This window comes from Congregibacter sp. (genome assembly GCF_047617445.1).
Lineage (GTDB): Bacteria > Pseudomonadota > Gammaproteobacteria > Pseudomonadales > Halieaceae > Congregibacter.
On record NZ_JBLGBE010000100.1, the window covers coordinates 1 to 10,950 of the forward strand.

Consider the following 10,950-nt stretch of genomic DNA (forward strand, 5'->3'; position numbering starts at 1 on the left):
CGGCGCTGCTGATTCGCTCGGCATCAGGGTCATAGGCAATAAAGCGTGGCTGCAGGCCCAATAACGCTGCCCGCGCCTCCAGCATCCCTTGATCCGCGATGACTACCAGTTCGGCCGGCCAATCACGTTGGGATGCTGCGAGGATGACATCCGGACCAATCCCCGCAGGTTCGCCTGCAGAGATCGCCAGCCTCGGTAGCTTACTTGATGTCGACAAAGGCCTCGTCACGTATTTGGCGCAGCCAGGCGTCGAGCTCTTCCTGATACTTGCGACTGTGCAAAAACTCCTGCACCTGTGCTTTGCGCATGTCCTCGGTCACGTCCTTTTCGCGTCGATCCAGCACCTCAAGGATGTGCCAGCCAAACTGGCTACGCACCGGTTGAGAAATGCTGCCGATCTCTGTGCTGGCCATGGTGTTTTCAAACTCAGGAACCATCTGGCCTGGGCTCGTCCAGCCTAAATCGCCCCCTTCTGTCGCAGAGCCAATGTCTTCGGAATACTCTCTGGCGAGCTCGCCAAAATCCTCATCAGTTTCGGCGCGCGCTTTTAGCGCTTCGGCGAGCTCCCTTGCCTGTTCGTCGGTAAGAATCTCTGAAGGCTTGAGGAGTATGTGTCGCACCTTGGTCTGGTTGATCGTCATGTCGCCGCCGCCGCGCTGGTCTGCCATCGTGACGATGTGCAGGCCGCTGGGGCTTTGGAAAAGATCAGCGGTTTCGCTGCGAGCGATGGTTGGTGCGACGTCCTGAAAGAGGCTGGGGAGGTCGTCAAGCTTACGCCAACCCAGATCACCGCCAGAAAACGCGTATTCCGCTGGAACCGAGGCCATGACTGACTCAAAGGGTTCGCCGCCACGGATGCGGTCAACCAGGGTCTCGCAGTACGCCGTTTGCTGCGCGACTTCGGAATCGCTGGTGTCCGAACTCATGGGAAGCAGCGCATGAACGATGCGATATTCCGGCTGTACAAGCTTTTGTCCCTCTTCCGTGGACAGATAGTTGTCAATCTCCTGTGGGCTAATCTGGATCAGCTGATTGACGTTGCCCTGCTGTACACGCTGAATGACCATCTCGCGTTCAATATTTGCTCTGATCTCTCCGTAGGATCGGCCCTCCTGTTCCAGGAGCATCGCGAATTGCTCTTGCGTGAGACCATTCTGGGAGGCAATACGTCCCATCGCTTGATCTAACTGTCCATCGGAGATGCGCACGCCAAAGCGTCCGCCCATTTGCATCTGTATGTTTTCCAGAATCAGGCGGTCCAGAGTCTCTCGAATCAACACGTCTTCCGGGGGAGCCTCCGCGCCCTGCGCCGCGATATTTTCGTTAACAGTGGCCATACGCTCCCGAAGCTCACTGGCCATCACGACATCATCGTCAACAATCGCGACGACTTGGTCGAGCATCTCAGTGGCTGCATAAGCGCCGGACGTCAGGCTTCCGGCACAGAAAAGTGCCAGTAAGTGTCTATAAAGCGCCCGCGGCTGTCTATGCGCCCGCGGCCGTCTATAAAGAGCGGTTTTACTATCTGCTGTACGCAAGTCGGTTAAATCCTTGAATCATGTCGCCCATCAACTGTTCTACGCCATCTCCGAAACCGCCCAGGCCTTTGAGCACAAATTGGAGCTGCGTGGCATATTCGCGATCCAGACTGGGCGAATCAAAGTCGGGGATCTCGTTGCGAACGGTATCGAAGTAGCGCAGATGAAGCAGGCGAACCTGCCAACAGCAGCTATCGTATTCGATCCCGACCATATCTTCTACGCTACGGTTCGCTTCCAGACTATAGTTCCAGGCCATAAAAAAGCGCCAGTTGTTGTTGATTGGGTAGTAGGTAGATAAATTGACCTGGTCAGTGGTGGGTTGGTTCCCCACTAATGAAACGGGCCGCCTGAAGGTGTATCCCGCATTGAACACCGTATCGTCATCCCGGGTGTAGCTGGCTATTAAGTTTCCGGAGTTCATTTTGCCAGTGGACGGGTCGTATTGCAGATTACTGCGCATGGACAAGCGGTCGTTGGGATAAAAATTAAATTCACCCGCGAGTTCTGAGTTTGAGCGATCAAGCTCCGGTGCCGAAGCGCCTAAGCGTACTCGGCGATTGTTGAAATAGACGATCTGACCGATGCTGGCGTTGAAAAGCTCTTCACCACTGCTTTCGCCTAAAAAGCGCGTAGTTAGACCTACAGCCACTTGATTGGCGTCATCGAGTCGGTCTCTTCCGGAAAACCGGGTGTCTCTGAACAGTTGATTATAGTTAAAAGTGAGCTCGGCGCTGTCAAAGTCTGGCTGATCCGTTTGCTCGTCATACTGGCTGTAGAGATAAAAGACGCGTGGTTCCAGCGTTTGCACGACGTCCTTATTGGCGAAGCGGGTGCTACGTTCAAAGAACAAGCCAGCGTCAATGCTTGCAAGGCCCGAACGAGCGCCCGGGTTTTCATCCAGATCCCCGATCTGGCGGTCTAACGCGTACTCAAGCACCCGATACTTGGCGGTAGACCTCAAAAAGCCATACTGCCAGCTCATGGGGTAGGTGACTCCAGCCTCGCCGTAGATACGCTGGCCTGTCGCCAGGCTTTCCGTGTCGGTGTCAAAGTTGGAGTACTGCAACATACCGATAGGGTTTAGCGAGAAGGGCGTGCCCTGGCTGCGGTACTGCGCGGTGATCTGCGGGAGCTTTTTATAGTCGTTGCGAATGTCTTCGGCCAGCGGTTGAAACTGCTGAGCCTGGGCAGTAATAAGCCAGTCTTCACCCAGGTACTTGACCTGACCGAGCTGCAATAGATTCACATCGCGCCGCGAATCAAGGCGCGAGGTTTCCAGGTCGCGGATAAGATCCACATCCGACACCTTGCTGTAATTGATCAGTGATCGCCAACGCCCGCCGTAGGCACCCTGATGCTGAACATTGGCCAGCCAGCGTTTCGCGTCCGGCTCGTCCGGAAAATCGTCCGCGTACTGTTCGTCGTCGCCGATGTAGCTTCCGCCAAGCTGCCAATTGCCATTAAAAGGGTCCAAATATCGACCTTCAAACTCGTGGTTGATACCGCGCAGACCTATATACCGGGGCGCGTAGAGCAGATCGTAGTTTTCTGCCAGATTGAGGTAGACGGGCACGCCGATATCGACGCCGCCGCGACTGTCTGAACCAACGGCAGGGAACATCAGGCCACTGCGTCGTCGGTCATCGAGGGGAAAGCTTAGCCAGGGGGTGTAAAAAATCGGGATTCCCCCGGCGCGCAGCGTGGCGTCTCGCGCCGTTCCAACACCCCGCTCGAGATCAAGCTCCAGCTGTCCGGTTTGAAGTAGCCAGTCGTTGTCGCCGGGCGCGCAAAACGTCATTTCGCCATCTTCGATGCGAATGAGTTCGTTACTGTCCCTGGATAGTAGGGCCGCACTGCCGCGTAACTGCTGCTCGTGGAGTACAAATTGACTGTTCTCCATCTGCGCTTCGCCACTGCGCGAATAGAACTGCCCGCGTTCACCGCGCAGTAATACACCGGGTTCCCTCAGTTCGATGTTGCCCTCGAGAGTCCCCGAGCGGGTTTCTCGGTCTATGCTGGCGGCATCACTGGAAAATGCGCGGTAGCCCTGAGTAACTTCTACCCCGCCGGACAAGCGCACGGTATTGCCCTCAATCTCGGTGCTTCTCGCACTGGCATTGATCGGCGATGTGTCGGGGTTCCTGGCTGCGTTAGCACCTCCCTGCGGGTCGATGTAGCGACCCTCGCACAGGCGGCAGCTCAGGTTTCTGAGTGCTTTTGGGACGTTCTCGATGGGGATCCAGTCAAGCTCAGCGCCAATGCGGGGCTCAATGGTCTCTTCCACTAGGGTGTCTTCTATCCCTGGCCCTGCCTCTGCCAGCGCCGAGTCGTCTTGGGCAGCACCCGCAGCGGCGCACAACAGCAGTAGCATCGCGTACCATCCGCGCCGGCGTTGAACGCCCAAAGGCACAGCCAAGCCCCCTGATGACAGGGTGTCGACGACGAAATTGCTGGATGGAGCTGTGGGCATCTGCGGCGGCTTTAGCGCAATGGACGGCGCATAATAAAGCATCAGTGGGGCTGGTGTTAGACGCGAGGCCTCAGCTTGTTAAGCTAGTGATATTAGACGGCTCATTGCCGTAAGCAAGATAGTGGATTCCGGATGACTATAAGCCCTGGAGATGTGTGAGCTGCGCTGATAGAACAGAGCAATTGAGTCGATGGTATGCGTCCTGGTCGTCGCTTACGCCTCAGGAATTACTGCCTGTTGCCGGTGATGCGAGTTTTCGTCGTTACTTCCGCGTGCCTCACGCGGGCGCATCGGTGATTTTATGTGACGCGCCGCCAGAAACTGAGAAGAACGCTGAGTTTGTTGCATTGGCTGAGGGCCTTGCGACCGCGGGACTGCGCGTGCCCACAGTGCTGCATGCTGATTTGGAGCAGGGGTTTTTAGCATTGGAAGACCTGGGCGATCAGACGCTTCTACCTTTGCTGAATGCCCAAACAGTGGACGAGTATTACGCTGGGGCGCTGGGTATGCTGCAGGATCTCGCCACGGCTGAGGCCGCTGACTTCTCTGTATTGCCCTATGACCGCGCGCATCTGGCTCGCGAGATGGCATTGTTTCCTGAGTGGTTTTGTCAGGGCTTGCTGGGCGTGGATGCGCATACTGATACTGCAGATAGCTTTGCGGCCCTTGCGAACTTGCTCTGTGACCGGGCTCTGGCGCAGACGCAGGTGGTGGTGCATCGTGATTTTCATGCACGAAATCTCATGCTGCTCGCCGATGGAAGCCTTGCCACCATTGATTTTCAGGACGCGGTGTTGGGTCCCCTGACCTATGACCCGGTGTCTTTGCTCAAAGACTGCTACTTGCGCTGGCCGAACGCCAGAGTCCGTGATTGGGCACTCATGCATCGCGAGCGCCTGGCGGCAAGAGGTGTTGCAGTGCCCGAGGCTGCGGACTTCCTCATGGACTTTGACTTCATGGGACTGCAGCGGCATATCAAGGTGTTGGGTATCTTCGCAAGACTCTATCTGCGTGACTCAAAGCCCGGATATCTGCAGGATCTGCCCCGGGTGATGGGGTATGTGCAAAGCACGCTAGAGCGTTATCCCAATGTTCCTGCTTTGGCCAGCTTTGCGGCCTGGCTTGATCAGGATGTCATGCCGGCCGTCTATCAGCAGGCGTGGTTTCATGCGTCCCGCTAGCGCTCCCACTACGGTCAGCAAGGCAGTTACTACCGCGATGCTTCTCGCGGCGGGTAAAGGCGAGCGCATGCGACCGCTCACCCTGACAACGCCTAAACCGTTGGTGCTCGTGGCAGGTAAGCCATTGATTGAGTATCACATCGAGGCGCTGGTGAAAGCGGGGATTGAAGACATCGTCATTAATCTGTCCTGGCTGGGGCAGCAGATCGTCGAGCACTGTGGCGACGGCGGGCGCTGGGGCTGTGCGATTCAATACAGCCGGGAAGATGAACCTTTGGAGACGGCAGGGGGCATTATTCAGGCCCTGCCGCAGCTCGGTGAGACACCTTTTTTATTGATCAACGCGGATATCTGGACCGAATACGCCTTTGAGGACCTGCTCTATCAACCCCTGCCATCCGGTGCCGCGCATTTGGTATTGGTCGATAATCCGCAGCATAACGCCAGCGGTGACTTTGGCCTTTGTGAGGGTCGAGCCACTCCAGCGGAGAACGACGGCCTCACGTATGCGGGAATAGGACTGTATGATCCGCGTTTCTTTAACGGATACGCGCCGGGGAAACGCCCATTGCTGCCCTTACTCGAACAGGCAATTGTTGAGCAACGCTTGTTTGCGCAGCATTATCCGGGGCGTTGGACTGATGTGGGGACGCCATCGCGCCTCGAACAACTTGAACGTGAGCTTGCTTACGCAAAGGACAAGACATGAATGATTATCTGATTGCGCCATCGATATTGTCTGCAGATTTTGCGCGTCTCGGTGAAGAAGTCGACAATGTATTGGCCGCAGGTGCCGATATCGTGCATTTCGATGTGATGGATAATCACTACGTGCCTAATCTCACCATTGGTCCCATGGTCTGCAAGGCTTTACGCAAACACGGCGTCACCGCAGCCATTGACGTGCATCTCATGGTCTCGCCTGTGGACCAACTCATTGCAGACTTCGCCGATGCGGGAGCCAGCTATATAACCTTCCATCCGGATGGTTCGACTCATGTTGATCGATCGCTGCAGATGATTCGTGATGCCGGCTGTAAGGCAGGCCTGGTTTTGAATCCACATGTGGGGCTGGACGACCTGACCTACGTGATGGACAAGCTGGACATGATTCTTCTGATGTCCGTAAACCCAGGCTTTGGTGGGCAATCATTCATACCTTCGACGCTGACTAAACTGCGCGAGGCGCGGACGCTCATCGATGCCTCCGGGCTGGATATTCGTCTTGAGGTGGATGGCGGGGTTACTCCGGCCAATATCGCAGAAATAGCGGCGGCGGGTGCCGACACTTTCGTGGCCGGTTCTGCAATCTTTGGTAAGCCTGATTACACTGCAGTCATTGCCGAGATGCGCGCGGCCTTAGCCGGCGCGGCTTAAAGGTCTGGTAGTCAGCTCTGGGCTTATGGAAGCGCTTGCCAAGTACACCGCCGAGGCTACAATGACGACCATGAACACTGGAATACATAATACTCGACCGTACGGGGCTGCGGCCCAAAGCGCGGTCATGCGGGAGATGACACGCTGGCGATGGTGAATGCCCGGGCTTTCTTTGCCCCTGACTAGTCACTCTTGCTATGCAAGCCCCGTAACTCGCTTTCCAGGACCATCCCATGACAACTGACGAATTTGCCGCACTGGCCACCCAGGGCTACAACCGCGTGCCCGTCCATCGCGAAGTGCTGGCGGACTTTGATACGCCGCTGTCCACCTACCGGAAACTCGCTGAAGGCCCTTACTCCTATCTCTTTGAATCTGTAGAGGGTGGCGAGAAGTGGGGGCGTTATTCGATCATCGGCCTGCCTTGCAGGGAGTTGATCAAGGTCTATGGTCATCGTGTCGAAAGCTGGGTGGACGGGGAGTGTATCGGGACTGAAGAGGTCGCCGATCCTCTGGATTTTGTAGAGGCTTATCAGCAGTGTTTTCGCAGCCCTGAGCAGGATGCTTTGCCGGTGTTTCACGGTGGGCTGGTGGGCTACTTCGCCTACGATACCGTGCGCTATGTAGAACCCCGGCTGGCCGGGAGTTGTCCCGAGGATCAACTACATACACCGGATATCCTGCTGATGCTCTCTGAAGAAGTGTTGGTGTTCGACAATCTGGCGGGCACCTTGCGCGTGATCGTCAATGTCGACCCCGGAGTCGATGGTGCTCTGAAGACCGCCAATGCGCGACTCGATAGTCTGGTCGCGTCCCTGGATGCACCCCTGACACCATTGCCAAGAGTGTCCCTGGCGGGTGCGGATGGCAGCTCCCATGAAGCCAAGGCACGGTTCAGCCTCAGTCAGAGTGAGTACGAGGCGGCGGTCAATACCGTCAAAGATTATGTGCTGGCCGGTGATGTCATGCAGGTGGTGCCTTCGCAGCGCATGACCCTGCCGTTCTCTGCGCCTCCGCTGAATTTGTACCGGGCGTTGCGCAACCTCAATCCCTCACCCTATATGTACTTTCTGGATCTTGATGATTTTCAGGTGGTGGGCTCATCGCCGGAGATTCTGGTCCGCGTAGAGCAAGGCAAGGTCACGGTCCGGCCCATTGCCGGAACGCGACACAGAGGTAAGTCCGAAGCTGAAGATCAGGCGTTGGAGGTGGAGTTACTTGCAGACCCCAAAGAGATTGCGGAGCACCTCATGCTCATCGATCTGGGGCGGAATGACGTCGGGCGTATCGCTCAGACCGGTAGTGTCCAGCTCACTGAGAACATGCAGGTGGAACGCTATTCTCATGTGATGCATATCGTTTCTAATGTCGAAGGTCAGTTGCAGGAAGAGCTCTCATCCATGGATGCGCTGCGCGCCGCACTGCCTGCAGGCACGCTTAGTGGAGCTCCCAAAATCCGAGCCATGGAAATCATTGACGAGCTGGAGCCGGTAAAACGCGGCATTTATGGCGGCGCCGTGGGCTATCTGTCCTGGGCAGGGGACATGGATACCGCTATTGCTATTCGTACAGCGGTGCTCAAAGACGGTGAGTTGCACATACAAGTTGGTGCGGGCGTCGTAGCAGATTCTGTTCCCAGCACCGAGTGGCAGGAAACCTTGAACAAGGCCCGGGCAATCTTGCGTGCGGCAGCCATGGTTGACGCCGGGGAGCAAAGCTAATGTTGCTGATGATCGATAACTACGATTCGTTTACCTATAACGTGGTGCAGTATCTGGCGGAGCTTGGGGCGGAAGTGCAGGTGTTTCGCAACGATGAGATTACCGTCGATGAGATTGAGTCCCTGGCCCCACAGCGCATTGTGATTTCTCCCGGCCCCTGTACGCCCAATGAAGCGGGTGTTTCTATGCAGGTGATTCGCCAGTTTGCGGGGAAACTACCGGTTCTGGGTATATGTCTGGGGCATCAGAGCCTTGGGCAGGTCTATGGTGGCCAAGTCGTTCGAGCACGGCAGGTGATGCATGGAAAAACATCCGATATCCATCACGACGGCAGCGGGGTATTCAGTGGACTACCGTCGCCGTTTGTCGCCACGCGCTATCACTCGCTGGTGGTGGCCAGAGCTGGCTTGCCCAGTGACTTTGATGTGACCGCCTGGACTGTGGATGAGCGCGGCGAAGTCGATGAGATCATGGGATTGCGGCATCGCGAGACCGGCGCCGAGGGGGTTCAGTTCCACCCGGAGTCGGTGCTTAGCGAGCATGGGCACGCGCTGCTGAAGAATTTTTTGCAGCAGTCTGTCCCGCAGCGTAAAGGGGAGAGTTAAGTGATGGATATTCAGCAGGCTCTGGCCCGCGTCGCCGAACAGGAAGATCTTACCGGGGATGAAATGGCGGCAGTCATGCGCCAAATCATGTCGGGGGATGCTACCGATGCGCAGATTGGTGGCTTATTGATGGCGCTGCGTATCAAAGGCGAAACCATCGATGAGATAGCGGCGGCGGCGGGTGTTATGCGTGATCTGGCCACCCCGGTAGCTGTGCAGGGCGATTACCTGGTCGATCTCGTAGGCACGGGTGGTGACGGCGCGAATCTGTTCAATGTATCTACCGCGGCCTGTTTTGTTGTTGCGGCGGCGGGCGCGCGAGTTGCTAAGCACGGCAATCGCTCCGTTTCCAGCACCAGTGGGAGTTCCGATGTACTTGAAGCGTTGGGTGTTCCCCTGGACCTCAGTCCTGAGCAGGTAGCTCGGGCAATTGAAGATGTGGGGCTGGGGTTTATGTTTGCGCCGGCACATCACAGTGCCATGCGCTATGCCATTGGACCCCGGCGTGAGCTGGGTCTTAGGACCTTGTTCAATTTACTTGGGCCGCTGACGAATCCCGCAAAGGTCAAACGACAGTTGTTGGGTGTTTATAGCGGGGCGTTGTGCGAACCCATGGCCTACGCCCTAAAGGCACTGGGTAGTGAGCACGCGATGGTGGTGCACTCAGAGGATGGACTTGATGAGATCTCTATTGCGGCGCCCACAAAAGTAGCGGAACTCCGTGGCGGAGAGGTGCATTGCTACACCATCAGCCCTGAAGACTTTGGACTCTCAGCGACGGACCTTGGTGGCTTGTCTGTGGGTTCGGCGCAGGCATCGGCCAAACTTATTCGGGCTGCGCTGTTAGGCCGTAGCACTCAAGATGGTGAGACGGATCCACAGAAGGCCAGGCAGATCATTGCTATGAATGCCGGCGCTACCATTTATGTTGCCGGGATTGCATCATCGCTGGCTGATGGAGTGGCGTTGGCGGAGGATCTCTTGTCTACGGGGCAGGCGGGGGAAAAGCTCAAAGCTTTTGTGGATATGACGCAACTGATGCGGGAGGAAAAGGGCGCATGAGTGCATCGTTACCAGACGTTTTGCAGAAGATTCTAGCGCGCAAGGCAGAAGAGATTCGAGAGCGTCAGGCTAAGATCTCGCTTGCCGATCTCGAGGCGACGCTGGCGGCGCAGGCGCCTGTGCGAGGCTTCACTGCTGCGATGCAACGCTGTGCAGCAAGTGCGGCTCCCGCGGTGATCGCCGAAGTAAAAAAGGCATCGCCGAGCAAAGGCGTGATTAGAGAGCACTTTGAGCCCGCGACTATCGCCGCGCAGTACCAGCGTGGCGGTGCTACCTGTCTTTCGGTACTTACTGATCGCGATTTTTTTCAAGGCAGTGAAGCGTATTTACAAGCCGCTCGGTCTGCCTGCGATCTACCGGTGTTGCGCAAAGATTTTACGGTTGACGCCTATCAGATTGCTGAAGCGCGGAGTATGGGTGCTGATGCAATATTGCTAATCGTTGCAGCCTTGGATTTGACTAAGCTCCGCGAGTTGTCGGCAGCGGCGAGTCACTACGGTTTGGATGTGCTGGTAGAGATTCATGATCAAGCCGAGCTCGAGCTCGCCTTGGAACTCGATACGCCGCTTTTGGGTATCAATAATCGCAATCTGCGTAATTTTGAAACCAGCCTGGACACCACGCTGGCATTACTTCCGTTGATACCCGAAGACAAACTGGTGGTCACCGAAAGTGCCATTCATACGCGGGGCGATGTGATAAAGATGCGTGCTGCGGGCGTGCCCGGATTTTTGGTAGGAGAGGCTTTTATGCGCGCCGAGGATCCAGGGCAGGCGCTACGGGAACTGTTCGCGTCTTAGTGAGTTGCGTAGACCACGATGGTCTTGCCTGCCACGGACACCAAGCCTTCCTGTTCCAGAGTTTTCAGGACTCGCCCGGCCATTTCCCGGGAGCAACCTGCGATTTTGCCTAACTCCTGACGGGTAATCTTGATCTGCATGCCTTCGGGATGTGTCATAGCATCCGGCTGCTTGGATAGATCGATAAGGGTGT

General features: G+C 56.4%; 10 protein-coding genes and 1 pseudogene. 7 read left to right on the top strand and 4 right to left on the bottom strand.

The features are described from left to right. From ACI9KD_RS15620 to ACI9KD_RS15630, 3 genes and pseudogenes are all read right to left on the bottom strand, one after another. Positions 1-217: pseudogene (locus ACI9KD_RS15620) on the bottom strand (4-hydroxythreonine-4-phosphate dehydrogenase PdxA); the annotation flags it as partial. Continuing rightward, positions 201-1,538, bottom strand: coding sequence for a peptidylprolyl isomerase (locus ACI9KD_RS15625; protein WP_414982101.1), 1,338 nt, complete (start codon positions 1,536-1,538; stop codon positions 201-203). The gene ACI9KD_RS15625 and the pseudogene ACI9KD_RS15620, both read right to left, overlap by 17 nt. Then, positions 1,522-4,011: an LPS-assembly protein LptD gene (locus ACI9KD_RS15630; RefSeq protein WP_414982102.1), complete on the bottom strand. Its 2,490-nt coding sequence runs from the start codon at positions 4,009-4,011 to the stop codon at positions 1,522-1,524. Before ACI9KD_RS15630 ends, ACI9KD_RS15625 begins: the two co-directional genes overlap by 17 nt. Before the next feature lie 182 nt (positions 4,012-4,193). On the opposite strand from ACI9KD_RS15630, the gene ACI9KD_RS15635 reads away from it, so the two are divergent. From ACI9KD_RS15635 to trpC, 7 genes are all read left to right on the top strand, one after another. Further along, positions 4,194-5,192: an aminoglycoside phosphotransferase family protein gene (locus tag ACI9KD_RS15635; RefSeq protein ID WP_414982103.1), complete on the top strand. Its 999-nt coding sequence runs from the start codon at positions 4,194-4,196 to the stop codon at positions 5,190-5,192. Beyond that, positions 5,179-5,901, top strand: coding sequence for an N-acetylmuramate alpha-1-phosphate uridylyltransferase MurU (murU, locus tag ACI9KD_RS15640; RefSeq protein ID WP_414982104.1), 723 nt, complete (start codon positions 5,179-5,181; stop codon positions 5,899-5,901). Before ACI9KD_RS15635 ends, murU begins: the two co-directional genes overlap by 14 nt. Next, complete coding sequence (gene rpe, locus ACI9KD_RS15645) at positions 5,898-6,569, top strand: ribulose-phosphate 3-epimerase (protein WP_414982105.1); 672 nt, start codon at positions 5,898-5,900, stop codon at positions 6,567-6,569. The genes murU and rpe overlap by 4 nt, the downstream gene beginning before the upstream one ends. Positions 6,570-6,802: 233 nt before the next feature. Further along, on the top strand, positions 6,803-8,290 hold the full coding sequence (trpE, locus tag ACI9KD_RS15650) for an anthranilate synthase component I (RefSeq protein ID WP_414982106.1): 1,488 nt from the start codon (positions 6,803-6,805) through the stop codon (positions 8,288-8,290). After that, on the top strand, positions 8,290-8,895 hold the full coding sequence (locus tag ACI9KD_RS15655) for an anthranilate synthase component II (protein ID WP_414982107.1): 606 nt from the start codon (positions 8,290-8,292) through the stop codon (positions 8,893-8,895). Before trpE ends, ACI9KD_RS15655 begins: the two co-directional genes overlap by 1 nt. 3 nt (positions 8,896-8,898) lie before the next feature. Beyond that, complete coding sequence (gene trpD, locus ACI9KD_RS15660; protein WP_414982108.1) at positions 8,899-9,957, top strand: anthranilate phosphoribosyltransferase; 1,059 nt, start codon at positions 8,899-8,901, stop codon at positions 9,955-9,957. Beyond that, a complete protein-coding gene (trpC, locus tag ACI9KD_RS15665; protein WP_414982109.1) occupies positions 9,954-10,757 on the top strand; it encodes an indole-3-glycerol phosphate synthase TrpC in 804 nt (267 codons plus the stop codon). Before trpD ends, trpC begins: the two co-directional genes overlap by 4 nt. Here the strand turns inward: trpC and ACI9KD_RS15670 are convergent. Then, positions 10,754-10,950, bottom strand: a 197-nt coding sequence (locus tag ACI9KD_RS15670; protein WP_414982110.1) for a helix-turn-helix domain-containing protein, incomplete at its 5' end; no start/stop codon positions are given. The two genes, trpC and ACI9KD_RS15670, sit on opposite strands and share 4 nt — an antisense overlap.

Excerpts from the sequence above, each read along its gene's own strand:
- trpE (WP_414982106.1), top strand. The coding sequence starts at position 6,803 with ATGACAACTGACGAATTTGCCGCACTGGCCACCCAGGGCTACAACCGC.
- ACI9KD_RS15630 (WP_414982102.1), bottom strand. The coding sequence starts at position 4,011 with ATGCCCACAGCTCCATCCAGCAATTTCGTCGTCGACACCCTGTCATCA.
- rpe (WP_414982105.1), top strand. The coding sequence starts at position 5,898 with ATGAATGATTATCTGATTGCGCCATCGATATTGTCTGCAGATTTTGCG.
- trpC (WP_414982109.1), top strand. The coding sequence starts at position 9,954 with ATGAGTGCATCGTTACCAGACGTTTTGCAGAAGATTCTAGCGCGCAAG.
- trpD (WP_414982108.1), top strand. The coding sequence starts at position 8,899 with ATGGATATTCAGCAGGCTCTGGCCCGCGTCGCCGAACAGGAAGATCTT.
- murU (WP_414982104.1), top strand. The coding sequence starts at position 5,179 with ATGCGTCCCGCTAGCGCTCCCACTACGGTCAGCAAGGCAGTTACTACC.
- ACI9KD_RS15655 (WP_414982107.1), top strand. The coding sequence starts at position 8,290 with ATGTTGCTGATGATCGATAACTACGATTCGTTTACCTATAACGTGGTG.